Raw genomic sequence first — 24561 nt, 5'->3', positions numbered from 1 at the left:
TCCAGTGTCCGGTTGACGACGGCGCGACGAACGCGCCGCGGAGGAAGGCCGACGCCTTCTCATTAGGAGGAATGGAGATGAGGTCGCTCGGTATTTCGGTGGCGTTCGTTCTTGGCATGGCCTTGGCGGGTTCCGCCGTCGCCCAGTCCGCCGCGCCCCAACCGGGCACGCCCTTGTCGGGCGCGGGCGGTTCGATTCAGGCGCCGCTGTTCAAGGCATGGATCGCCGACTACCAGAAGGCCGGGGGCGAACCGATCGCCTATGAGGGTCACAACTCCGCTTTCGGCATCAGCCGGATCGAGGCCAAGGCCGCCGACTTCGGCGTCACCGCCATGCCGATCTCCGACGCCGATCTTAAGGCCAAGGGCCTCTCGCAGTTCCCGTTCGTGATCAGCGGCACGGTGCTGGTCACCAACGTGCCGGGCCTCGAGAGCGGCAAGCTGAAACTGGACGCCAAGGCGCTGGCCGACATCTTCCTGGGCAAGATCACCAAGTGGAATGATCCGGCGCTCAAGGCGCTGAACGCGGGCCTCGACCTTCCGGACTGGCCGATCACCGTCGCCCACCGCACCGATCCGGCCAGCATGACCTTGTTGCTGACCAGCTACCTCTCGTCGGTCAGCCCTGAATGGAAGACCGGTCCCGGGGCCGGCGAGACCGTCAACTGGCCCACCGGACTGGGCGGCAAGGGCAATGGCGGGATCAGCGACATCATGTCCGGCACCATGGGCACGATCAGCTATGTCGAATACGCCTACGCGCTGGACCACAAGCTGGATCTCGTGGCGCTGAAGAACCACGACGGGACCTTCGTCACGCCGTCGCCGGCCGCCTTCTCGGCCTTCGCCGCCTCGGCGCCCTGGACGGCCAGCAAGGGGTTCGGCGTCCAGACGTTGGACCAGCCCGGCAAGGGGACCTGGCCGCTGGTCCTGGTCAGCTACGGCCTGCTGCGCGACGACGCCGATCCGGGCCGCGCCAAGCGCGTCCGCGACTTCTTCACCTGGGGCTACAAGAACGGCGACGCCGACATCGCGGCTCTGGGCTACGCCCCGGTTCCGGCCTCGGTGAAGGCCGCCGTCCAGGCGAAGTGGAAGTAGGCGCGTAGAGGGATTCCTCCCGCTCACTTAACCTCCAACACAACCCGCCTCCCCAGGCCTTGTGCCTGGGGCCCAGCGTTCCGCAGGAAAACGATGGCCGGCGCGCACCTGCGGCTCCCAGGAACACCGGCGCGTCGCCGATCGGCTGGCGCAAGCGCAGGGGGCGGGGGACGTCATCTGGGCCTTGGGAAGCGTGACAGTCGATCAGCTCGACTATCACGCCCCAACGCGGGAAGTAGACGGCGCGTTTCGCCTATCCGGCTTTCTTGGCGTCGCGTTTCCGAGCCAGCATGTTCAGGCCCTCGACCCCGGCCGAGAAGGCCATCGCGGTGTAGATGTAGCCCTTCGGCACATGGGCGCCGAAGCCTTCGGCGATCAGCACCGTGCCGATCATCAGCAGGAAGCCGAGCGCCAGCATCACGACGGTCGGATTGTTGTTGATGAAGTTGGCCAGCGGGTCGGCGGCCAGCAACATCACCGTGACGGCGATCAGCACCGCGACGACCATGATCGGCAGATGATCGGTCATGCCGACGGCGGTCAGGATCGAGTCGATCGAGAACACCAGGTCTAGCAGGATGATCTGGAAGATCGCCGAGCCGACGTTCGAGATCACGACCGTCGCCTTGTCCTTCTCCAGCACGTCGTCGCTCTTCCCGGGATCGACGGTGTGGTGGATCTCCTTGGTCGCCTTCCAGATCAGGAAGGCGCCGCCGGCGATCAGGATCAGGTCGCGCCACGAGAAGGCCGTTTCGAAGCCGGGCTCGCCATGCGATCCGACCGGGCCGGTGATGCCGAGGTCGAAGACCGGGGCGGTCAGGCCGACGATGAAGGCGATCGTCGACAGCAGGATCAGGCGCATGATCAGCGCCAGCGAGATACCGATCCTGCGCACCTTCTGGCGATGCTCGTGCGGCAGCTTGTTGGACAGAATTGAGATGAAGACGAGGTTGTCGATCCCCAGAACGACTTCCATGACGACAAGCGTGACCAACGCGGCCCAGGCGGCTGGGTCGGTGAGCAGGCTGAGTATTTCGTTCATTGATCCCCACAAAGGATGTGGCTCCGCGCCTCCCCGCGCGAAACCGCCTAACGTCATGAGATGGGGGCGAACGCCGTTCTTGTCGAGATTGGCGACGGAAAAAACAACCGACATCCGCCCGCCGCGGTCAACGATTCGGTGGGGCTTTCCGGGTTCGCGCGCCCCGACGCCGATCAATTGATCAACGTGGTTTTTTTAGCCGCAGACGTCTGCTTTCGAGACCAATTTTGAGCAGCCATTTCGTCCTGGATCTTTAAGATGATCAAGGACGCCGATGAGATCAGCTGTCAGTCTTCCAGGTCACCGAGCGACGCGTTTTCGCGGTGGAAAGGACGGGAGTTGGGGTGTCCAGTATCGGTGGAGATGACGTCGATATTTCCGACGCGGTCTTGATTGCGATCGAGGCCGGAGAAGCTGGCGAACGGCGTTCGCATGTCGAGGCGGAAGGGGTGGCTGGCGACGCTGAAACTTCCTCGCCCCGCGTCAAATGGCGCCGCTCGCGGATGACATCTGCGACATAAAGACTCTTTTCACACGTCCATGGGAAGGTTATCCCTTAACCCAGTAACGCGGGGGAGTACCCACAGCATGACGAAACGGACGAGGGCCCTCCTGGGTTCCCTGGCCGCTGCCGCCATGATCAGCCTGGCGCCGGCGGTGGCAACCGCCGACGGCTATTGGCAATGCGTTCCTTTCGCGCGCCTGATGTCCGGCATCCAGATTTTCGGCGACGCCCGCACCTGGTGGTCGCAGGCTGCCGGCAAATACGAAACCGGTTCGGTGCCGAAGATCGGCTCGGTCCTCTCCTTCAAGCCGACCGCCCGGATGAACCTGGGCCACGTCGCCTTCGTGAGCCAGGTGCTCACCGACCGCGTCATTCAGGTCACCCACGCCAACTGGTCCGTCATCGAGGGCGATCGCGGCCAGATCGAAAAGGACGTCACCGTCGTCGACGTCTCCGCCAACGGCGACTGGAGCCAGGTCAAGGTCTGGTACGACCCGATCCGCGACCTCGGCAACACCGTCTATCCGACCAACGGCTTCATCTATCAGGACGCCCAGGCGATGAAGATCGCCATGGCCACCAGCAAGATCGCCATGGCCCAGAACGCCGTCGTGTCGGCCGCCAAGCAGGCCGCCAACCAGGTGGCTTCGTCGGTTCGCGCCTCGCCGCTGGACATCATCAGTCAGGCCGCCGATTCGACCGATCGTATCGCCGCTCTGATCGAGGCCGCCACGGGGGGCGGCTCTTCGTCGACCACCGACGCCAACAAGCAAAACGCGCCGCGTTGACCTGAAGCGCGGGCCGGGGCACACCCGACCCGCAGCGCTTTGCGGCCAGGGTCTTTGCGACCCTAGCGGAAGAGCGCTTCTCCAGGGGCGGCGTCCATGCTGAGAATCCTCCGTCACGGCGCGCCCGGTTTCGAGGCGGGCGGCCTGTCCCCGGACTGGCGCGTACCCGCGGACACCGTCTGGATCGAGCTGGTCGATCCCACCCGCGCCGAGGAAGTGGCCGTCGAACAGTCGATCGGCCTCCTGCTGCCCACCCGGGAAGAGATGGCCGAGATCGAGGCCTCCTCGCGCCTCTACCAGGAGGACGGCGGGACCTTCATGACCGCCACCGTCCTGGTCAACGCCGACGGGGACCTGCCGACCGCCGCGCCGGTGACCTTCGTCCTGGCGGGCGCGCGGCTGATCACCATCCGCTATGTCGAGCCCCGCGCCTTTTCGGTGTTCGCGGCCCAGGCCGAGCGCCAGCCCAGCCTCTGCCCCAACGGCCTGCAGACGTTCCTTGGCCTGCTGGACGCCATCGTCGACCGCACCGCCGACATCCTCGAGCGCACGGCCGCCGAGGTCGAGGTGCAGTCGCGCGCCATCTTCGGCCGCCCGCGCGGCGCGGCCTTCGAGCAGATCCTGAAAAGCCTGGGCCGCGCCCAGAACATCAATTCCAAGGCCCGCGACAGCCTGGTCAGCCTGGCGCGCCTGCTGAGCTTCGCCGCCCTGGCCGAGCAGTTCGACGGCGAGCGCGAGCTGCGCGATCACCTGAAGTCGCTGCAGCGCGACGTCCAGTCGATCACCGACCACTCCAGCTACCTGGCCGGCAACATCACCTTCCTGCTCGACGCGGCCCTGGGCCTGATCAACATCGAGCAGAACTCGATCTTCAAGGTGTTCTCGGTGTTCTCGGTGGTGCTGATGCCGCCCACCCTGATCGCCGGCATCTACGGCATGAACTTCGAGCACATGCCCGAACTGCGCTGGATCGAGGGCTATCCGATGGCCATCGCCCTGATGGTCCTGGTCGCGGGCGCGCCGCTGCTGTGGTTCAAGCGCAAGGGCTGGCTGTAGGCGCAAACGCGACTTTTCGTCGCGGTTTTGAACCTTGCCTTAAGGCTGGGCGGACCATGCTCGGCGCTCAACGATCTTTCAAACAGAACGCTCCTTGCGCCGATGCGTCCCGCATCTTCCCGACCCAGCCTGATCCGCAATCTCCACCCCTCGGTGGTGCGCGAAGCGGTGGAGGCGCATGGCCGCTTTCTGAAAGGCCTGCCGGCCGGTCGCCGGGCCGTTCTGTCCTATGTGAACCTGAACAATTACGACCTGGACGGGGTCGAGCTGTCCGAGGCGGACCTCACGGGCGCGCTCCTGGCCGGCGCATCGTTGCGCGGCGCGCGGCTGATGAGGGCCACGCTCTACGGCGCCGACCTGCGCGACGCCGACTTGCGCGACGCCAACCTGTCCCGCGCCGACATGCGCGGGGCCTGTCTGCGCGGCTCCAACCTGGGCGGCGCGGACCTTTCCCGTTGCGACCTGCGCGAGGGCCTGACGGCCGTGCAGGACGACACCAAGGGTCTGCGGATCCTGGACCACGCCAAGCGTCCCGGAGAGCTGGACTACGCCTTGCTGCAGGGCGCGAACCTCAGCGGCGCCCAGATGTCGGGAGCGCTGGCGCGTCGGGCCGACTTCACCGACGCCGACCTCTCCCACGTCAACCTGCAGGGCGCCAAGCTGGCCAACGCCTGCCTGGACGGCGCGGACCTTTCGGGGGCCAATCTGCAAAGCGCCGATCTGACCAAGGTCTCGCTGCGTCGGGCCGTGATGGTGGGCGCGGACACCAGCGGCGCGGATCTGAGCGCGGCCGATCTGAGCGAGGTGCTGCGCGCGCCCCCGCCGCTCATCTATATCGACGACCTCCCCCTCAATGAAGTGATCGAGGCCCATGAGCTCTTCTGCCGGTCCCACGGCGCCGAGGGCAAGGCGGCCAAGACCAAGGGCGTCGATTTCCGTCCGTTAAGGCGGCTCAAGAACCGTCTTCTCAGCGGCCTGGTCGCGCCGGAGGCTGTGTTCTTCGGCATGGACCTGGAGGGCGCGCAATTGCAGGCCGCCAACCTGGTCGGAGCGGACCTGCGCGGCGCCAAGCTCCGCGGGGCGGATCTTCGGGGGGCGCGGCTGATGGGCGCTCAGCTGTCGCGCGCCGACCTGTCGAACGCCAAGCTGGGGCCGCTGAAGATCGGCGATGGCCGCGTGTTGCGCACCGACCTGAGCCGGGCGGTGTTGCGCGGCGCCGACTTGCGCGGCGCCAGCGCCCCGCGCGTCCGGCTGCTGGAAGCCGATCTCGATCGCGCCAAGCTGGACGGCGCGGATCTGCGCGGCGCCGAATTGCCGGCGATCTTCGGCGTCTGAAAGCGCGTTTCATGCGTAAAGGCTTCAGGGATCGTACTGACATGATCCCGTCAACGGACGTGGCCAATCTGCCCTCGGCGGCGGAGGCCGCTCGAACTCGGAGCCGCCCGCCCATGACCCGCGCCGCCACGGCTGTCGCCCTGTCCTGCCTGACCGCCGCGCTGGCGGCCCCCGCCCTGGCTCAAGATCGTGATCAGAATCGCGCCATCGTCGGCGTGGCCGGCGTGTATGCGCCCGCCTATCAGGGCGCGGACGACTATCGTCTGATCCCGTTCCCGGTGCTGGACCTCAAATACGGCCGCTTCTTCGTCAACACGCGCAGGGGTGTCGGCGCCACGCTGCTGGAGGGCTCGGCCGTCAGCGTCGGCGCCGGCGTCACCTATGTGCCGGGCTATCGCCGCCGCGACGCGCCGGCAGGCGTCGGCCGGCTTTCGGGCGGCGCGGGCGCGCGGATCTCCGCCGACGCCCGCCTGGGCGGGCTGGCGGCCAGCCTCGGCGCGACCCGGGCGCTGACGGGCGACGTTGACGGGACCCTGGTGGACGCAAGCCTCGCCATGCCCGTCCGGGCGTCCGCGCGACTGACCCTGATCCCCAGCGTTTCGGCGACCTGGGCGGACGGCGCCTACCACCGCGCCTATTTCGGGATCGATGCGCGCCAGGCGGCCGCCTCGGGCCTGACCGCCTATCGCCCCGGCGGCGGACTGAAGGATGTCTCGGCCTCGCTGACCGCCAGCTATCGGCTGAACGACAAGGTGACCCTGGGCGCGACCGGTTCGGTGAGCAGCCTGAGGGGCGACGCCAAGAAAAGCCCGATCGTCATGGACCCGACCCAACCGGCGGCGTTCGTCTCGGTCGCCTACAGGTTCTAGGCCCCGACGCAAAGGAAGCCTTGCGGCGCGCTTCGACCTTGGTGTTGATGCGATGAGAACCGCAGGAGTTTTTCGATGCCGCGCTTGTCCTGGATCGCCGCCGCCGGCGTGCTCGCCTTCCTTGGCCTGGGCGGCGCGGCCCACGCCGCCGCGCCCCAGTTCAAGCCGACGGCCTGCGTCGGCGACTACAAGGACGTCGACCTCAAGGTCCAGTGCGGAAACCTGATCGTCGACGAGACGCGGGGCGATCCCAAGAGCCGGCGGATCAGCGTCGCGGTGGCCGTCGTCAAGGCCTCGGCGCCCAAGCCCGGCCTGCCGCCGGTCGTCTATCTGCACGGCGGTCCCGGCGGCTCGGCCCTCGCTGGCCTGCCGCGCATGCTGAAGAGCAAGGCCCCGCGCGAGTACGTCGCGGTCGACCAGGACTGGATCTTCATCGACCAGCGCGGCGGCGGCCAGTCGAACCCGAACCTGAATTGCCCCGGGACCAACCTGACCGACGCCGGCCCGCCGTCCGACAAGGACAAGGACGGCATCGTCGCCTGCCTGAAGGCCTTCCAGGCCCAGGGCGTGAACCTGTCGCGCTACAACGCCGTCGAGGTCGCCAAGGACGTCCAGGACCTGCGCCAGGTCTTGAAGCTGCCGATGATCGACCTGTTCGGCGGCTCGTACGGCACGCGGATCGAGGCGGCCATCCAGACCCACGCGCCCCAGGGCGTGCGGGCGGTGGTGCAGGACTCGCCCTGGCCGCCGGAAGCGGACTGGACGGTCGGCGGGCCGGCCATGGTCTCCAGTTCGATCGACATTGTCATGGCCAAGTGCGCGGTCGTCGCCGAATGCGCCCAGCGCTACCCGGACCTGAAGGCCAAGCTGGCCGTCGTCGCCGAGCGCTGGCTGGCCGGACCGCAGACGATCAACGGCAAGACCTACACGGCCGACGACCTGGGCGGCTATCTGATGGACGCCAGCTACTTCACCGCCGGCGTGCTGCCGCGCGACCTCTGGAAGATCATCCAGGGCGACGTCTCGCCGGTGGCCGAATTCGTCGAGAGCCGCGACTACTACAGCGAGGGCCAGTTCATGACCCACCTGTGCAAGGAGGAGATCCCGTTCGAGGCCCGCGCGGACGTCGCCAAGGGCACGGAGAAGGATCCGGTCGCCCGCCTGATGGTCGCCTCGATGCAGCGGATCCACGACGTCTGCGCCGCCATCGACGTTAAGCCCATCTCCAAGGCCGAACAGGCGCCGGTCAAGACGGCCATCCCGACCCTGTTCCTGGCCGCCGAGATCGACCCCGGCTGCCCGCCGGAGCTGACCAAGGCCGCGTCCAAGGGCTACGAGGGCTCGCAGGTCGTCATCGTCACCAACGCCACCCACGGCGTCTCGCGGAGCAGCCCGTGCGTGCGCAAGATGATCCGCGGGTTCTTCCAGGATCCGACGAAGCCGGTGGATCGGAGCTGCCTGCCGGCGGCGGATACGCCGATGGTGTTTACGTACGCGGGGTGACGCGGCTGGAAACCCTCTCCCGGCGGGAGAGGGCGGGGCCCATCGCGCAGCGATGGGAGGGTGAGGGGGTAGGCGAAGCCCGGGGGACCCGCGAGCGGGCGTTCCGAGGGGCCGAGAAGGGTGGATTGCGGACTCTTCGGAATCCCTCTCTCCATGAGAGAGGGATTCCGTTTGGCGTCTGCAACGGGTCGTAAGCCGACCTCGCGAGGTCGGGGCTAACCTTACATCTCTTGGAGGCTGCAGCCCTGCGATCGTCTCGCCGTGAGATGTAAGGCGGGCTCCTCCTCCGGGGAGAAGGAATTTCACTCCATCTACCACCGGGGCCGAAACCTCTCACCCTCCCACCGCTACGCGGCGGGCCCCGCTCTCTCCCTTGGGAGAGGGTTTTCCAACCGCCTCACATCTTCTTCTTCAGCGGCAGCAGGTCCGGATACACCGCGTCCCGCTTCTGGGCCTTGGCGGCGAACGCCTCGGCCATATGGGGGCCGGAGAACATGCCCGTCTGCCAGGTGGCGATGTAGTCGAGGCCGTCGGCGATCGAGTGGTCGCGGGCGTAGTTGATCATCACCTTGCTGCCGGCGACGGCCAGGGGCGACTTCTCGGCGATCTCGCGGGCGGTGGCCAGGGCGTGGTCGACCAGGGCCTCGTGGGTGTCGAAGAGCTCGTTGACCAGGCCGATGTCGCGCGCCTTGACGGCCGGCAGGCGGCGGCCGGTATAGGCCAGTTCGCGCACCCAGCCCTCGGGGATCAGCTTGCACAGGCGCGGGAAGGTGCCGACGTCGGCGGTCATGCCGATGTTGATCTCCTGAATCGAGAAGAAGGCGTCGGCGGTGGCGTAGCGGATGTCGCAGGCGCTGACGAAGTCGACCGCCCCGCCGATGCAGCCGCCTTGGATGGCGACGATCACCGGCATCCGCGCCCGGTCCAGGCAGCTGAAGGTCTCCTGCAGGTGATGGACGAAGCGGCGGAAGCTCTCGGCCGCCACCCAGCGGTCGGCGTCCTGGCGGACGGTGACGCCCTCGTCGTCGGTGAAGACGGAGAGGTCCATGCCGGCGCTGAAGTGCTTGCCGGTCGAGGAGATGACGATGCAGCGGGCGCGGGCGTTGTCGTCGATCTCGCGGACAATGGCCGGCAGCTCGTTCCAGAACGGCCGGGTCATGGTGTTCATGGCCTCGGGGCGTTTCAGCTGGATGTGGGCGACGCCGCCTTCGATCTCGACCTTGAAACAGCTATACTCGACCTGATCGTGGCTGCTCATGCCGACCTCCTTTTTCGCTTGCGGCGACTATCGGCCGGGTGGCGGGCGGCGACAACGATGACCTGACGGAAGAGGCAACGAGATGAACGCGCGCAAGCTCTCATCGGTCCTGGCGACGGCGGCTCTGACCGCGTCCGCCTTGGCGGCGACCCCAGCTCCGGCCCTGGCGCAGTCGCGGCCCCTGAATGGGCTGTTCTCGTGCGAAGGGTCGGGCAAGAAGCAGGAGGGCGGCGCCCTGATCGGCGCGGCCGCCGGGGCCCTGCTGGGCCGCAGCCTGGCCAAGAACGAAAAGACCCTAGGCACGCTGATCGGCGCGGCCGCCGGCGCGGCGGCGGGCTCGTACATCGGCTGCCGGATGCAGTCGACCGACGCCGCCCTGGCCGAGCAGGCGACCAAGAAGGCTCTGGAAACCGGCGTCGCCCAGAGCTGGTACAACAAGCGCACCGGCAATTCGGGCCGCGTCAGCGTGGCGTCGTCCAGCTATGGGCCGCCGATCGACAGCCGCAACATGCGGTTCGCGCCGGGTGTCCAGGCCCTGCCCAGCTACGAGGCCGCCGGCGGCGCCTATGTGGCCGGATCGACCGCCAACCTCCGCGCCGGCCCCTCCACGCGGACGGCGGTGGTCGGCAGGCTGGCGGCGGGCGAGACCTTCGACGCGCTCGGCCTGGCGCCGGCGGGCGGCTGGGTGCTGGTCGGGCGCGGCGGCGAGGCCGTCGGCTATGCGGCCGACTCCCTGGTGCGGCCGGCGGGCCAGACGATCGCCAGCTGCCGGGTGATCGACGCCTCGGTCTCGGTCGGTGGACGCGGAACCTCCAGCCAGCGCTACAGCGCCTGTCGCGACGCCCGCGGCGAATGGCAGCTGACCCAGGCCTAGGGGCCTTCTCCAGGACGCCGCGGCTACAGGTCCACGACCTCGCACTTCAGCGTCGCGCGGATGCGGTCGGCGACGATCTGGCGGTGGCAGCAGTTGGGATCGTCCTCGTAGCAGAGCAGGGCGATCCGCTTGGCCCTGGCGAGTTCCGTGGCCTGGGCCAGGGCCAGCTGGGCCGCCGGCTCCTCGAGGTGGGCGTTGAAGATCTGGCGCATCTCGTCGGTGCGTCCGGCCCGCGCGGCGTCGCGGCCGGGCTTGGGCGTGCCGAGCGGGCGCAGATGCAGATAGCCGACGCCCTCGGCGTTCAGGCTGTTCCCCAGCAAGGTCTTGGAAAAGCCGGCCTTGCGCGAGCTGGCGACGGCGCGGACGTCGACGACGAGCTCGACGTCGGCGGCCTTGAGGCGCTGGATCATCCCGGCTTGGGTGTCGGTCTCGTAGCCGATGGTCGCCAGTCTGTTCATCTCTCGCCTCTCCATGGACGCGCGCCGATCGCGAGCCTAACTTAGTCTCGTCTGGACCACAGGAGCCCACCGATGGACGCGGCCGTCTTTCGCGAACCGCGCAAGCGCGCCACGCCGGTCGCCGGCGGCGAGATCGCGGGCCTGGAATTCGGCCCGACCGATCGACCGATCGACATCGTCTTCGTCCACGCCAACGGCTTCAACGCCCAGACCTACCGAACGCTGCTTTCGCCCCTGGCGGCCGGCCTGCGCATCCTGGCGATCGACCAGCGCGGCCACGGCGCCACGACCCTGCCCGCCGATCCGGAGGGGCGGCGGTCCTGGCGCGACCTGCGAGACGATCTCGTCGGCCTGCTCGACGCCCTGGACGGGCCGCCGGTCGTCCTGGCCGGCCACTCGATGGGCGGAACCGTCAGCCTGCTGGCCGCCGCCGAACGGCCGGAGCGGGTCAAGGGTCTGGTCCTGCTGGATCCCGTGATCATGCCGTGGCTGGGCATGCTCTACGCCAAGGCCCCTTGGACCTCGGGCCGGATGTGGAAGCGCATGCCGATGGTGCAGGGGGCCCTGCGTCGCCGGGCGGTGTTCGACAGCCGCGAGGCCGCCTTCGCCGCCTACAAGGGCCGGGGCGCCTTCAAGACCTGGCCCGAGACGATGCTGGCCGACTATGTGGCCGGCGGGTTCGTCGAGCGGCCGGAGGGCGCGGTCAGCCTGGCCTGCGCGCCGGCCTGGGAGGCCTCGAACTACGCCGCCCAGGCGCATGATCCTTGGCGCGCGGTGCGGCAGGCCAAGGCCCCGGTCCGGATCCTGAAAGCCGAAAAGCATTCGACCTGTCGCGCGGGCCCAGGCTTCGCGCGCCGCGGACGCGACGTGCGGATCGAGACCGTGCCGGGGACCAGCCACTTCCTGCCGATGGAGCGCCCGGACGTGGTCCGCGACGCCCTGTTCGACATGGCGACGGGGTAGCTAAGGGGGCAGAGCTCCAACCGATAAACGCTCGTCATCCCGGAAGCCTCGAAGAGGCTATCCGGGACCCAGGGGGGCGGCAGTGCGGCGACCCCTGGGTCCCGGCTCTACAGCCCGCTACGCGGTCTTCCGGCCGGGATGACGACGGAAAAAAGATTTTGGCGGTTGAGGGCGCTAGAGCGCCAGCCCCGCCACTTCGAAAGCCGCCAGCGCCGCGCGGGCGGCGTCGCTGACCGGCACCACCTTGCGGGCGTCCAGGTCGAAGGTGATGGCGACGGCTTCCGACGTCCCCCAGGGCTCGCCGGTGGCGGGATCCAGCATCCAGTGGACCACCCGCATGGTCCGCGCGTCGGTTTCCACGAGACCCGAGCGGATGTCGATGCGGTCGCCGATCCGGGGCCAGGCCAGGTAGGCGATCCGGTATTCGAGGACCGCGCCGCCCATGCGCTTTGGCTTGTGCTCGGCGTGCTCGACGACGAGGTCGCGGAACGGGTGGATGAAGGCCCCGATGCCGTCCGAGACCCGGCCGATCAACTGCTCGGCGCGCATTCGTCCGTATACGTCACAATCGCTCGGCAACAGGCCGCCCAGGCCGATGCGCGAGAGCTTCAGGGCGTCCGCGCGGGCCAGGCTGGCGGTGGGCGTGAAGGGCGAGAGATCGAGACTGCGCGCCCGCGCCTTCTCCGGAACCTCGACCAGCAGGGCCTGCGCGCGCTCGCGGGCGATCTTGGGCCAGGGGAAGGGCAGGCCTTCGCGCGGGGTGGCGTGGACCACGGTGGTCTGGAAGGTCGCCGCCAGCTCGCCCGAAGCGGGATGGATCAATAGCTGCAGCAGCCGGGCCTCGGTCTCGCCCATCTCGATCACCCCGCCCAGCATGGTCAGCGGCGCGCCGGCGTGAGCCTCGCGCAGGAAGCGGATGTGATGCTCCTTGACCAGCAGGGTGGCGTTGGCGTGCGGCGAGAAGGCGCCCGGCAGGCCCAGCTCGGCGGCCAGGCCGATCAGGCCCTCCTGGGCGCGGACGACGTAGTGGCGCACGTTCATGTGCCCCATCTCGTCGCAGTCCCACGTGTTCACCCCGCCTCGCCAGATTTCGACGCCAGGAAGCGGCTCTGCGGTCGTCATGGCGGCGAAACTCGAACGGCGGTGAACGGTCGTTCGAGTCTAGCGGCTGCGACGAGCTTGGCTAGGGGGAAGAGCCTAGCGCTTCCCCTAGGCCGGATCGCCGGCCGGGCCCTTGAAGGTGTTTCCAATCTCTTCGGCGTCGGGGCCGTCGGGACCCGCGCGCTTGCGGGATTCCTCGCCGGTCTTCTGGACGCTGTCCTTCCCGCCCAAAGCGGTGAAGTCGCCCAGAGGCTCGGCTTCGTTGGCCTTGCGGCCGTCGGTGTTGGGTTGCTCGGCCATATTGTTCTCCTCGTGATCCAAGGAGAACAGGGAGGCGGGGGCGGTTGTTCCGATCAGGCTTCTTTGCAGTCGGCGCAGAGGCCATGGGCCTCGATGGTCACGCCGGTCAAGGCGTAGCCGGCCGCGGCCCCGGCGGCGATGATCTCGGCGCTGGCCTTGGGCTCGATCTCGCGGGTCGCGCCGCAGCAGTCGCAGATCAGGAAGGCGGCGGCGTGGCCGTCGGCCTCCTTGCGGCAGGCGACATAGGCGTTGAGGCTCTCGATCCGGTGGGCGAAGCCCTGCTTCTCTAGGAAGTCGAGCGCGCGATAGACGGTCGGCGGCTTGGCCGGCGGGCCCGAGCCCCCGAAGGTCGAGATCAGGTCGTAGGCCTTCACGGGCTGGCCCGCCTGCAACAGCAGTTCCAGCACGCGGCGACGGGGCGCCGTCAGGCGCTGGTCGGCGGCGACGCAGCGGGCCTCGGCCGCGTCCAGTTCGGCGGCCAGGGCCGCGCCGGCCACGCCGTGGTGGTGATGATCGTGTCCGCAGGAAGCGCCTTGGGCCATGTCCAAGAGGTAGAGGTCCGGACGCGCCGGCGCAACCTTGGCCTTATGACGCGGCGTTCTTAGAACAGCGGCGCGCCGACCAGGTTCGCCTCGGCCGTGCAGCGGCCCGGATCGAGCGGCGCGGCCTTGGCGCGGGCCTCGTCCGACTCGGCGCGGACGGCGGCGAGGTCGGACTTGAAGGCCTCGGAGCTCCACAGCGCCGCGAACAGGGTCTCGGCGTTGCGCTTGCCGGCTTCGACGCTGCTGGCGTTGTGGACCCCGCAGATCACCCGGCTTTCGCCATAGGCCCGCGCCCGGGCCAGGATGGCGTTCGAGCGGTCCGGCGCCACGTCCGACAGCAGCAGGCCGACCGTCCAGCCCCAGGTGGCGTGACCCGACGGATAGTCGGGCGAGAACCGAAAGCCGAAGCCCGGCTTGATGCAGATGGGGGCGTCCTCGGACAGGTAGGGCCTGGGCCGCATGTACTTCAGCTTGGGACCGCTGACCGCCGAGCGGACGTCGCGGCTCATGCGCATCAGCATCGCCGCCAGCTTGGGATTGGTCTCGCGGGTCGGCGTGTAGCCCAGCGCGCAGGCGTAGGCGTCGAGGATCTTCTCCTCGGCGTTGTCGGACTGAGCCAGCGACCAGCGCGGGGTGTCCTTCAGCGCGCGGGTGGTCAGGAAGATCTCGCGGTCCTTCTCGGCCTGGGGCGAGCCCTTGGCAGGCGGCGGCGGGACGTGGTCGCGGGCGTCGAAGGCGCTCTTGGGTAGGTAGCGCGGATAGCTTCCGCCATCGCCGCTCAAGGTGGCGCAGCCCGCCAGGGCCAGGACAGCGGCGGCGGCCAGCCATGATGCGCGCATGAAAAAGGTCCCCGGAATCGCTTCCGGGGACCCTGCATTTTCAGTGAAGCCTGATCAAGCTTACTTGCCGAACAGCTTGTTCCAGCGCGGCTTTTCACGGCCTTCCCACGCCTTGCGCCAGTAGGCGTCGCTGGCGATCAGCGGAACGACCGTCGTGGCTTCGGCGAACACCATCTGCTCGTAGGTGGTCGAAACCTTGCCCCACGAGGCGGCTTCCTTGAGCGTCGACGAGCTGCAGGCGCCGTCGCGCACGTCGGCCACCGTGATCTGGATGGCGTACTTGTGCATGTCGGCCTCGACGCCGAGGATCTCGGCGCAGACGACGGTGTCCTGGGCGAAGTTCTTCGGAACGCCGCCGCCGACCATGAACAGGCCCGTGGTGCCGGCCGCGATCTTGATGTCGGTCAGTTCGCGGAAATCCGCCACGGCGTCGATCATCAGGTAGGGCTGCTTGGCGGCGGCCCGTTCCTTCTGGTGCTTGACCAGGCCAAAGCCGGCCGAGCTGTCGACGAAGGCCGGGCAGAAGATCGGCACGCCTTCTTCATAGGCCGTCTGGATCAGCGAGCCTTGCTTCTTGGCGTTGCCTTCCGACAGCCACTTGCCCATCTCCCAGATGAACTCGCGCGAGGAATAGCCGCGCGGCTCCAGGCGGTTGGCGATCTCGAGGATCGTGTGGTCGCAGGCCTGCAGCTCTTCTTCGTCGATATAGGTGTCGTAGATGCGGTCGATGTAGTTGTCGCGCAGGACGTTGTCGTCGACCGGGCCGGCGGCCTGGTAGTGCTTGAAGCCAAGGGCTTCGAAGAAGTCCATGTCGACGATGCTGGCGCCGGTGGCGACCACGGCGTCGATCATGCCGTTCTTCACCATGTCGCGGTAGACGTGCATGCAGCCGCCGGCCGAGGTCGAACCGGCCAGGATCAGCCAGGTCGAGCAGCCCTTGTCGGCGAGAGCCATGTTGAAGATGTCGGCGGCGCGGGCGGTGTCGCGCGAGCTGAACGACATCTTGCGCATCGAGTCGATGATCGGACGGGCGTCGTACGACGTGATGTCGACGTGTTCGACGGTCTTCTGGAGCAGTTCGGCCTTGGTGTTCGGAACGGGAGCGTTCATCGCTTCGGTTTCCCTGACTTTGGACGCCCGTCGTTGGAACTAGCCACCTGCCGGGACGGAGCGACCGACCGGTGGAAACAGATTTAGCGCCCAGCGACAACGCTGAGCGGGGACAAAGCGCATCCCCCATTCCGATCTTCCCGGGCGCCCCAAGGCGCGCTTTGCGCGCCGAAGAGATTTGGGCCGGGACCCAGATTCAGCCTGAGCTTCTCGTGGGTTTCACCTGGGCCCCGGCATTCGCCGGGGAAATCGGAGTTATGGGGTCGGCATACTCAACAAAGAAGACAGATCAGCGACGGCGCTTGCGCTTGCCGGCCGCGCCCTTCGGACGCGAGAAGCGGACGATCTTGCGCTCTTCCGCCTCCTGGCGGACGGGCGGGATCGAGCGCTTGGCCAGGCCGTACATCGAGGCCATCGGCGCGTCCTGCACCAGGGCGGTGTCGGTCTCGCCGAAGCCGTTGAAGCGAGTGTTCATCGCCACGCCATAGGCGCCGAGCATGCCGATCTCGATGTAGTCGCCCTCGTCCACGCTTTCCGGCAGGTAGAAGGGGCCCGGCATGTGGTCGACGCTGTCGCAGGTCGGGCCATAGAAGCGGAAGGGCTTGAGGCCCTCTTCCACCACTTCGCCGTTCTTGCGGTACAGCTTGACCGGGAAGGGCCATTTCATGTGCGCGGCGTCGAACAGCGAACCGTACGATCCGTCGTTCAGATACAGCGCGTCGCCCTTCTTCAGCTCGACCTTGACCAGCAGCGACGAGGCCTCGGCCACCAGGGCGCGGCCCGGCTCGCACCAGAGCTCGGTGGTCTCGTGGACCATCATCTCGGCGAAGCCGCGGTCGATGGCCGCCAGGTACTCGGAGAGATCCGGCGGGACCATGCCCGGATAGATCGACGGGAAGCCGCCGCCGACGTCGACGACATCGGCCAGCACGCCGGCGCGGACCAGGGCGCGGCTGGCCTGGGCCATCGCCGCCTGGAACGCCGTCGGGCGCATGCACTGGCTGCCGACGTGGAAGGACACGCCCATCAGGTCCTGGGTGGCGCGACGGGCGGCCAGCATCAGGGCGGGGGCGTTGTGCATCTCGACGCCGAACTTGCCCGACAGGCTGTAGGCCGCGCCCTCGGCCTGGACGCCCATGCGGACGATCAGGTTCAGGTCCTTGGCGTTGCCCGTGGAGTCCAGGATCTTGGCCAGCTCTTCGTGGGTGTCGAACGAGAAGGTCTTCACGCCGTGGTCGAAGTAGGCGGCGGCGATCGCCGCCCGGCTCTTGACCGGGTGCATGAAGGCCATGCGCGAGCCCGGGGCCTGCTCGGCCACGAGTTCGACTTCGTTCAGCGACGCGACGTCGAAGGACCGCACGCCGGCCTGAGCCAGCTCACGGATCACCCACGGCGAAGGATTGGCCTTCACCGCGTAGAAGACGTCGCCTTTAAATTCGGACTGGAACCAGCGCGCAGCTACGGAAACCGCGTCAGGCCGCACGAGTGCGACGGGACGTTCCGGTGACCGCTCACGGACCAGGTCCAGGGGCGAATGGTACGTGCGCAATTCACGTAACCCCCTGTTGGAAGTTAAACCCAGGCCGGCGTTAGCAGCGTTTAGAGGACTTCGGGTCCGCCGGAGCCGTGCGAAATAGGGGCATTGATCCGGGATGTAAAGACCCTTTTGCGGCCCCGTTTCGGGACGAATTGTTCCACCCGGGCGCGTGGACCGAAAGGGCGAGCGGATTCAGGGGGGCGAAGCGCTCCGCGTCCGGAAAATCAGGGCGTCGATCGCGGGGCGCGGGTCCGTTCGGACCCGATAAGAGGCCTCATCTGTCACAAATACATTGCGAACCTGCCCCAAACCGGTGATCGCATTCCCCAAGTCGTGAAACCACGTTAAGGATTCGTCCCGACCATGACGTCGGACCCAGTTCTCTCGATCCGCGCCGCCTCCAAGACCTTCGGGTCCCGTCGCGCGCTGGACGCCGTCTCCCTCGATGTGAATCGAGGCGAGATGATCGCGCTCATCGGCCCATCGGGCTCGGGCAAATCCACGCTGCTGCGCTCGATCGACGGTCTGCAGACCATCGATGAGGGTGACGGCCTGATTTCGGCTTTCGGCGGCCCGGTCCAGGCCAGGGGCAAGGTGTCGAACGAGGTGCGCAAGGCGCGCATCCGCATCGGCTTCGTGGCCCAGCAGTTCAACCTGGTCGGCCGGCTGTCCCTGTTCAGCAATGTCGCCCTGGGCTCGCTGGGACGTATCCCGCTGATGCGCGGCCTGCTCGGCTGGTGGCCCAAGGAGACGCGCGAGGCGGCCATGGCCGCGCTGGCCCGCGTCGGCGTCGCCGACTACGCCGCCCAGCGCGCCAACACCCTGTCGGGCGGCCAGCAGCAGCGCGGCGCCATCGCCCGCGCCCTGGTCCAGAAGGCCAAGATCATCCTGGCTGACGAGCCGGTCGCCTCGCTGGATCCGGTCTCGGCCCGCAAGGTCATGGAGATCCTGCGTGATCTCAATCAAACCGACGGTCTGACCGTCGTCGTAACCCTGCACCAGGTGGACTACGCCCTGCGCTATTGCGACCGGGTCGTGGCCCTGAAAGCCGGAAAGAAGGTCTATGACGGCCCGGCGTCCGGCCTGAACCGCGAAAAACTCATCGATATCTACGGCCCGGAATTCGAGGACGTGTTCTGGGAAGGAGCCCCGCAATGATCAATCGTCGTTCGGCTATCGTAATCGCCGCCGGCTTGTCGGCCCTGGCCCTCGCCTCGTGCGGCAAGGCTCCGCAGACGCCCGCCGCCAAGGACACGATCACCTTCTCGATCCTGTCGACCGAGTCGGCCCAGAACATGGAGAGCTACTGGAAGCCCATCCTGGCCGACATGGAGAAGCAGACCGGCCTCAAGGTGAAGCCGTTCTTCTCGTCCAACTATTCGTCGCTGATCGTGGCCATGGGCGCCAAGCAGACGGACGTGGGCTGGTTCTCGAACCAATCTGGCCTGGAGGCGGTGCGCCGCTCGAACGGCGAGGTCTTCGCCCGGACCTTCGACCCCTCGGGCACCGACGGCTACAAGTCGGTGATCATCGTTCCGGCCGACAGCAAGATCCAGTCGGTGCAGGATCTCTTGAAGTGCGACAAGTCGCTGAACTTCGGCATCGGCGACAAGAAGTCGACCTCGGGCACGCTGGCGCCGATGACCTACGTCTTCATCCCGGCCAACAAGAAGCCGGAAGAGTGCTTCAAGACCGTGATCAGCGCCAACCACCAGGCCAACCTGTTCGCGGTGGCCAACGGCAAGCTGGACGCGGCGACCAACAACTCCACCGCCATCGGCCTGTCCAAGGCGCGCGGCGAAGGCGTCACCGACAAGATCCGCGTCATCTGGGAATCGCCGACCCTGCCGGAGGACCCGATCGTCTGGCGCAAGGATCTCGACCCGGCGATCAAGGAAAAGCTGCGCCAGTTCTTCCTGACCTACGCCCAGGGCGACACGCCGCAGGCCGAGCAGCAGCGCGCCAACCTGAAGAAGCTCAGCATCGGCGGCTTCAAGCCGGCCGACGACTCGCACCTGCTGGTCGTGCGCGAGATGGAGGCCACCGAGCAGCTGGGCCTGGCCCGCGAATCCGGCGACCAGGCCAAGCTCGCGGCCGCCCAGACGGCGCTGGACAAGATCAAGGCCGAACGCGTCGCCGCCGAAGGCAAGGCCGGCCTCGCCTCGACGCCCGCGAACTGAGGCCCGGCAGCATGAGCGACGTCGCCATCAAGGACGCTGGTGTTCCGGCGCCGCCCAAGCGCTCGGCCTCGGCCCTGGCCTTCGACACCCTGCTGTGGGGCGGGGTCATCCTGCTGCTGATCGTCAGCTTCAAGCCGGCCGAGATCGACAAGTTCCCGCAGCTGTTCACCGACACCGAGCGGACCGGGAACTTCGCCAAGCTGTTCTTCAAGCCGTTCACGGACCCCCAGCTGTTCCTGTCGATGGACTGGGGCCTGTTCATCGGCAAGATGTGGCAGACCATCCAGATGGCGCTGTGGGGCACGGCCCTGGCGATCATCGTGGCGATCCCGCTGGGCCTCCTGGGCGCGCGCAACATCGCCCCGGTCTGGATCCAGCAGCCGGTGCGCCGGGTGCTGGACCTGATCCGCTCGATCCCGGACCTCGTCGTGGCGCTGATCTTCATCACCGCCGTGGGGTTGGGGCCGTTCGCCGGCGTCATGTCGATCATGTTCAACACCGGCGGCGTGTTGGCGAAGCTCTTCGCGGAAGCCGTCGAGTCGATCGACAAGGGTCCGGTTGAGGGCGTGCGGGCGACCGGCGCGGTCAAGCTGCAGGAGATCATCTGGGGCGTGATCCCGCAGGTGGCTCCGCTGTGGACCAGCTACGCGCTCTACCGCTTCGAATCGTCGAGCCGCGCGGCCACCGTGCTGGGCATCATCGGCGCGGGGGGCATCGGCCAGATCCTGTTCGACTCGATCAACGCCTTCCAGTTCGACCAGACCGGCTGCATCGTCCTGGTCATCGTCGTGGCGGTGTCGATGATCGACCTGCTGTCGCAGATCATCCGTACGCGGCTTCTGTAGTCTTTCGAGACAATTCTTCCGGCGCCTCCCTCGTCATCCGGCGGGGGAGGCGTTTTCGGTTAGCGCGCCCACCGTCGGTGAACGGACGTTTTCGGCCGAGTCTTGTTGCCGGAACGCCACAGCTTAAGACCTTGAAAACACTTGTCGCTTGGCTGTCACAAATCGGTGGCGGAAGCGTCACGGACCCCCGTTAAGCCCGGCTTCAACCTGATCCACCTCGAGACGGGTGAGAGGACAGGGGCGCCTTTCAAGGGGAATTCTCAAATGAGCATCAAGACCTCGCTGGTCGCCGGTTCGGCGCTGGCCGTCGCGCTCGCGATCGGCCTGGGCGGCGCCGCCCAGGCCCAGGACATGAGCTACAAGTGGAGCGGCGCTCCGCAGTTCAGCAACGACGACACCGCGTTCAAGGTCCGTGGCCGGATCCTGTTCGACTACGTCAACCAGGACATCAAGCGCGATGGCCCCGGCGGCGACTTCAAGACCAGCAACGCCCGCGGCCGCCAGGCCTTCCTCGGCGTCGAAGGCAAGCTGAACAGCTACTTCGCCTACAAGCTCGAAGGCGGCGCGGTGAACGGCGGCTCGTGGGGCTGGGATGACGCGGTCATCGAGTACAAGCCCAGCGAGCCGGTCTCGATCCTGTTCGGCAACGTCAAGGTCGCCGGCCTCGAGAACCTGACCTCGACCCGCTTCACCACCTTCATGGACCGCGGTCCGTACGGCGACTTCGGCGTCGACAGCTACCTGCTGGGCGTGGTCGGCAAGTACAGCGGCTACAACTACTCGATGTCGCTGGGCGTCCAGGGCGCCAGCCTCAACAGCACCGACGTCAACAACGCCAGCGCCGACTCCAAGGAGCGCCTGACGATCACGGCGCGGGGCCACTACGCGCTGCTGAACACCGACGCCGACAAGCTGCACCTGGCGGTCTCGTACCGTTACCGCAACCGCGGCGACGAGAGCGCCTTCGCCTACACCGGCCGCACCAACACCGCCTACAGCAACGCCACGTTCTACACGACCGGCGGCATCGGCAACCGCGACAAGACGATCGCCGTCGAAGGCGCCTGGGTCCACGGCCCGCTGTCGGTCCAGGCCGAGTATTCGAGCATCGACGTGACCCGCGCGGGCACGGCCGGCGATGATCCGACCATCAAGGTCGGCTACGCCTTCGTCAGCTTCTGGCCGACCGGCGAGACCCGCAACTACGACGCGGCCGCCGGCGAGTTCAAGCGTCCGAAGATCCTGAACCCGGTCACGGCCGGCGGCTTCGGCGGCGTGGAACTGGCCGTCCGCTACGATCTGGCCGACACGACCGACGCCTACAAGACCCTGAAGGTGAAGCCGGCCACGTCGCAGGCCGGCGAGTACACCGGCTGGACCCTGGGCGTGAACTACTACCCGACGTCGTATGTCCGCTTCCAGGCGAACTACACCGACGGCAAGGTCGACAACTACGGCCCGAACCAAGACTTCGACGTGAAGCAGTTCCAGCTGCGCGCCCAGCTCGACTTCTAAGCGTCGCCAATCTTCCGGGCGGGCCGCGCGGCGGCTCGCCCCTACCCCCTCCTCTAGGAGTTTGTCATGAAGAAGCTTCTGTCCTGCGCGGCCGCCGCCGTGGCCCTCTCGGGCCTGGCCGCCGCCCCCGCCCACGCCGCCCGCGACTACGTGTGGGCCGCCGGTTCCTCGACCGTGTTCCCGTTCGCCACCCGCACCGCCGAGAACTTCGCCAAGAAGTCTGGCAAGAAGGCTCCGAAGGTCGAAAGCCTCGGCACCGGCGGCGGCATCAAGCTGTTCTGCGGCGGCACGGGCGAAGGCTTCCCGGATATCGCCAACGCCTCGCGTCCGATGAAGAAGTCGGAGTTCGACGCCTGCGCCGCCAAGGGCGTCAAGGACATCCTGCAGATCAAGATCGGCTTCGACGGCATCGTGGTCGCCACCGACAAGGACGGCGCCGACTACAACTTCAAGCTCGAGCACCTGTACCAAGGCCTGTCCAAGCAAGTGCTGAAGGGCGGCCAGTTCGTCGCCAACCCGCACAAGACCTGGGACGACGTCGCCGGCGGCCTGCCGGGCAACCGCATCCAGGTCTACGGCCCGCCGCCGACCTCGGGCACCCGCGACGCCTTCGTCGAACTGGCCATCGAGGCCGGCGCCCGCAAGTATCCGACCCTGGACGCCATCCGCTCGGACAACGAGAAGAAGTACAAGGCCCTGGTCGACCCGCTGCGCTCGGACGGCTGGATCGACGCTGGCGAGAACGACAACGCCATCGTCGGCACCCTGACCAAGACCCCGGGCTCGCTGGGCGTCTTCGGCTGGTCCTACCTCGAAGAGAACATGGACAAGATCAAGGGCGCCTCGGTCAACGGCGTGCGCCCGTCGGCCCAGACGATCTCGGACGGCAGCTACCCGCTGTCGCGTTCGCTCTACATCTACGTCAAGAAGGCCAACATCGGCGTCACGCCGGGCCTCGAGGAATTCCTGAAGGAGTTCACCTCGGACGCCGCGACGGGCCGTGGCGGCTATCTGCAAGGCCGCGGCCTGATCCCGCTGCCTCCGGGCCAGCACGACGCCCAGAAGGGCATCGTGAACAACAAGACCGTGATGGGCCGTCCGGCCGCCTAAGCGACTGTTCGAGCCTCGGGCTTGAGATCGACGCCGTGGTCCTATGGGCCACGGCGTTTTTCTTTGTATAGTGAGCCGGCCGGGCCTCCCATCGCCCGCGCCGCGGTCGCCGTCCGGCGACGCGTCCCCGACCCTGAAGGGCCATGATCCTCGTCGCGCTCGCCGTCGTCCTCCTCCTCGTTCTGCTGAACGGGGTTTTCGCCATGTCCGAACTGGCTGTCGTCTCGGCCCGCAAGGCCCGCCTGCAAGGCTTCGCCGATCGGGGCGACAAGGGGGCCAAACTGGCCCTCGACATGGCCGAGCATCCGACCCGGTTCCTGTCGGCCGTACAGGTCGGCATCACCCTGATCGGCATCTTCGCCGGCGCCTACGGCCAGGCCACCATCGCCGGGGCGCTAGACGCCTGGCTCGAGCACAGCGTTCCGACCCTGGCCAAGTACTCCGAGGCCATCGCCACCGGCGTCGTCGTCGTCGGCCTGACCTATGTCTCGGTGATCCTGGGCGAGCTGGTGCCCAAGCGCCTGGCCCTGATGTTCCCCGACGCCATCGCCCGGCGCATGTCGCCGTTCCTGGCGGTGATGGCCACGGTGCTGCGCCCGTTCGTGACCCTGCTGACCGTCTCGACCGCCGCGGTGCTGAAGCTGATGGGCGTGCGCGACGAGCGCAACAGCGGCATCACCTCCGAGGAGGTCGAGACCGTCCTGGCCGAAGGCGCCGACGCCGGCCTGATCGAGCCCGAGGAGCGGGCGATGATCAACGAGGTCCTGCGCCTGGGCGACCGCCCGGTCCGCGTGGCCATGACCCCGCGCCGCGACCTCTTCTGGGTGTCGCTGGCCGACAGCCCCGAGACCGTGCTCAAGGAAATCCGCGCCAGCGCTCACTCGCGCATCCTGGTCGCCACCGAGGATGACCTGGACGGCGACATCGGCGTCGTTCTCAAGAAGGACCTGCTGGACGCCTGCCTGGCCGACGAGCCGCTCGACCTGAAGGCCCACGTCCAGCAGCCGGTCGCCATCCCCGAGACCATGTCGCTGTTGAAGGCCTTGGCTGTGTTCAAGCAGACTAGCCTGCACATGGCCCTGGTGGTCGACGAGTTCGGCTCGCTGCAGGGCGCGATCACGCCGCTGGACCTCTTGGAAATGATCGCCGGCGACTTCCCGGAAGACCACGACGACGACGAGACCCGGATCATCCGTCGCGACGACGGCAGCTGGCTGATCGACGCCCGCCTCGACATCCAGGAGCTGAACGATCATCTGGGCGAGAACTTCGAGGCCGACGGCGGCTACCACACCGTGGCCGGCCTGATCCTCGATCGCCTGGGCCGTATTCCCAGCGAGGGCGAGCACGTCGCCATGGGCGGCTTCGACATCGAGATCGTCGATATGGACGGCTCGCGGATCGACAAGGTCATCCTCAAGGCGGGCAAGCGGAAGAAGGACGAGGGCGAGGGGTAGGGCTCGACCGAGAGCTGACTTCGCGGAAGTCTGCCCTGGGGTGGATGGGCGGGCGTTCGGAATCCCTCCCTCTCTCCATGAGAGAGGGATTCCGTTTGGCGTCCGCCACGGGTCGAAGGCCGACCTCGCCAGGTCGGTGCTAACCTTACATCTCTTGGAGGCTCAGCCCCGCGATCGTCTCGCCGTGAGATGTAAGGATGGCTCCCGTCACGGGGGACGGGGCAGATCCTCCCCCGCGATGCGGGGGAGGTGGCCCAGAGGGCCGGAGGGGGCTAGC

At 67.6% G+C, this 24561-nt stretch carries 23 protein-coding genes; 14 read left to right on the top strand and 9 right to left on the bottom strand.

All coding sequences use genetic code 11. From position 1 onward, the window contains the following. Positions 1-77 precede the first annotated feature (77 nt). The gene (gene pstS / locus Q0379_RS21280; RefSeq protein WP_299016485.1) at positions 78-1097 is read left to right on the top strand and encodes a phosphate ABC transporter substrate-binding protein PstS; all 1020 of its coding nucleotides are present in this window, start codon (positions 78-80) and stop codon (positions 1095-1097) included. Between the two features lie 253 nt (positions 1098-1350). Here pstS and Q0379_RS21275 read toward each other — a convergent pair whose 3' ends face one another. Next, complete coding sequence (locus Q0379_RS21275; protein ID WP_299016483.1) at positions 1351-2139, bottom strand: TerC family protein; 789 nt, start codon at positions 2137-2139, stop codon at positions 1351-1353. Positions 2140-2727: 588 nt separating this feature from the next. Between Q0379_RS21275 and Q0379_RS21270 the strand changes: the two genes are divergently transcribed. The 5 genes from Q0379_RS21270 (at position 2728) to Q0379_RS21250 (ending at position 8195) form a co-directional block, all read left to right on the top strand. Next, the gene (locus Q0379_RS21270) at positions 2728-3432 is read left to right on the top strand and encodes a CHAP domain-containing protein (protein WP_066730175.1); all 705 of its coding nucleotides are present in this window, start codon (positions 2728-2730) and stop codon (positions 3430-3432) included. Between the two features lie 96 nt (positions 3433-3528). After that, positions 3529-4488 (top strand): magnesium transporter CorA family protein, encoded by a 960-nt coding sequence (locus Q0379_RS21265; protein ID WP_299016478.1) that lies wholly within the window; start codon positions 3529-3531, stop codon positions 4486-4488. Between the two features lie 102 nt (positions 4489-4590). Continuing rightward, complete coding sequence (locus Q0379_RS21260) at positions 4591-5823, top strand: pentapeptide repeat-containing protein (protein ID WP_299016477.1); 1233 nt, start codon at positions 4591-4593, stop codon at positions 5821-5823. Between the two features lie 41 nt (positions 5824-5864). Beyond that, entirely contained in the window at positions 5865-6692 is an 828-nt protein-coding gene (locus Q0379_RS21255; RefSeq protein WP_366519343.1) for a MipA/OmpV family protein, read from the top strand. A gap of 75 nt (positions 6693-6767) precedes the next feature. Beyond that, complete coding sequence (locus Q0379_RS21250) at positions 6768-8195, top strand: alpha/beta hydrolase (RefSeq protein ID WP_299016476.1); 1428 nt, start codon at positions 6768-6770, stop codon at positions 8193-8195. Positions 8196-8592: 397 nt separating this feature from the next. Here Q0379_RS21250 and Q0379_RS21245 read toward each other — a convergent pair whose 3' ends face one another. Then, positions 8593-9453 carry a crotonase/enoyl-CoA hydratase family protein gene (locus Q0379_RS21245; RefSeq protein WP_299016475.1) on the bottom strand — a complete coding sequence of 287 codons (861 nt, stop codon included), beginning with the start codon at positions 9451-9453 and terminating at the stop codon, positions 8593-8595. Between the two features lie 82 nt (positions 9454-9535). Here Q0379_RS21245 and Q0379_RS21240 point away from each other — a divergent pair, with 82 nt between their 5' ends. Further along, positions 9536-10327, top strand: coding sequence for an SH3 domain-containing protein (locus tag Q0379_RS21240; RefSeq protein ID WP_299016474.1), 792 nt, complete (start codon positions 9536-9538; stop codon positions 10325-10327). A 23-nt stretch (positions 10328-10350) separates the two neighbouring features. Here Q0379_RS21240 and Q0379_RS21235 read toward each other — a convergent pair whose 3' ends face one another. Next, a complete protein-coding gene (locus Q0379_RS21235) occupies positions 10351-10785 on the bottom strand; it encodes a DUF488 domain-containing protein (protein ID WP_299016471.1) in 435 nt (144 codons plus the stop codon). 72 nt (positions 10786-10857) lie between these two features. Between Q0379_RS21235 and Q0379_RS21230 the strand changes: the two genes are divergently transcribed. Then, a complete protein-coding gene (locus Q0379_RS21230; RefSeq protein ID WP_299016467.1) occupies positions 10858-11748 on the top strand; it encodes an alpha/beta hydrolase in 891 nt (296 codons plus the stop codon). 174 nt (positions 11749-11922) lie between these two features. Here the strand turns inward: Q0379_RS21230 and Q0379_RS21225 are convergent, their stop codons facing one another. The 6 genes from Q0379_RS21225 to Q0379_RS21200 form a co-directional block, all read right to left on the bottom strand. Next, positions 11923-12870, bottom strand: a complete 948-nt coding sequence (locus Q0379_RS21225; RefSeq protein WP_299016464.1) for a thioesterase family protein — start codon at positions 12868-12870, stop codon at positions 11923-11925. 87 nt (positions 12871-12957) lie between these two features. Continuing rightward, positions 12958-13149, bottom strand: a complete 192-nt coding sequence (locus Q0379_RS21220) for a hypothetical protein (RefSeq protein ID WP_299016462.1) — start codon at positions 13147-13149, stop codon at positions 12958-12960. A 53-nt stretch (positions 13150-13202) separates the two neighbouring features. After that, complete coding sequence (locus tag Q0379_RS21215; protein ID WP_299016460.1) at positions 13203-13691, bottom strand: Fur family transcriptional regulator; 489 nt, start codon at positions 13689-13691, stop codon at positions 13203-13205. 59 nt (positions 13692-13750) lie between these two features. Next, positions 13751-14530: a phosphatase PAP2 family protein gene (locus tag Q0379_RS21210; protein ID WP_299016458.1), complete on the bottom strand. Its 780-nt coding sequence runs from the start codon at positions 14528-14530 to the stop codon at positions 13751-13753. Positions 14531-14590: 60 nt separating this feature from the next. Continuing rightward, positions 14591-15640 carry a deoxyhypusine synthase gene (locus Q0379_RS21205; RefSeq protein ID WP_066681246.1) on the bottom strand — a complete coding sequence of 350 codons (1050 nt, stop codon included), beginning with the start codon at positions 15638-15640 and terminating at the stop codon, positions 14591-14593. A 289-nt stretch (positions 15641-15929) separates the two neighbouring features. Continuing rightward, positions 15930-17189: a type III PLP-dependent enzyme gene (locus tag Q0379_RS21200; protein WP_299016456.1), complete on the bottom strand. Its 1260-nt coding sequence runs from the start codon at positions 17187-17189 to the stop codon at positions 15930-15932. A 351-nt stretch (positions 17190-17540) separates the two neighbouring features. Here Q0379_RS21200 and phnC point away from each other — a divergent pair, with 351 nt between their 5' ends. The 6 genes from phnC to Q0379_RS21170 all read left to right on the top strand — a co-directional run bounded on the left by phnC (position 17541) and on the right by Q0379_RS21170 (position 24284). Further along, positions 17541-18335, top strand: a complete 795-nt coding sequence (phnC, locus tag Q0379_RS21195) for a phosphonate ABC transporter ATP-binding protein (protein ID WP_299016454.1) — start codon at positions 17541-17543, stop codon at positions 18333-18335. Continuing rightward, positions 18332-19357 (top strand): phosphate/phosphite/phosphonate ABC transporter substrate-binding protein, encoded by a 1026-nt coding sequence (phnD, locus tag Q0379_RS21190; protein ID WP_299016452.1) that lies wholly within the window; start codon positions 18332-18334, stop codon positions 19355-19357. Before phnC ends, phnD begins: the two co-directional genes overlap by 4 nt. 11 nt (positions 19358-19368) lie before the next feature. Continuing rightward, positions 19369-20202 (top strand): phosphonate ABC transporter, permease protein PhnE, encoded by an 834-nt coding sequence (phnE, locus tag Q0379_RS21185; protein ID WP_299016450.1) that lies wholly within the window; start codon positions 19369-19371, stop codon positions 20200-20202. A gap of 264 nt (positions 20203-20466) precedes the next feature. Then, positions 20467-21717 carry a porin gene (locus Q0379_RS21180; RefSeq protein ID WP_299016448.1) on the top strand — a complete coding sequence of 417 codons (1251 nt, stop codon included), beginning with the start codon at positions 20467-20469 and terminating at the stop codon, positions 21715-21717. 66 nt (positions 21718-21783) lie between these two features. Further along, positions 21784-22827, top strand: coding sequence for a substrate-binding domain-containing protein (locus tag Q0379_RS21175; RefSeq protein WP_299016446.1), 1044 nt, complete (start codon positions 21784-21786; stop codon positions 22825-22827). A gap of 143 nt (positions 22828-22970) precedes the next feature. Beyond that, the gene (locus Q0379_RS21170) at positions 22971-24284 is read left to right on the top strand and encodes a hemolysin family protein (RefSeq protein ID WP_299016443.1); all 1314 of its coding nucleotides are present in this window, start codon (positions 22971-22973) and stop codon (positions 24282-24284) included. Positions 24285-24561: the final 277 nt, after the last annotated feature.

It is taken from the genome of uncultured Caulobacter sp., assembly GCF_937900395.1.
Taxonomy (GTDB): Bacteria; Pseudomonadota; Alphaproteobacteria; order Caulobacterales; family Caulobacteraceae; genus Caulobacter.
Note: the sequence above shows the minus strand (reverse complement) of the source record. Positions and strands in the feature narration are given on the sequence as shown.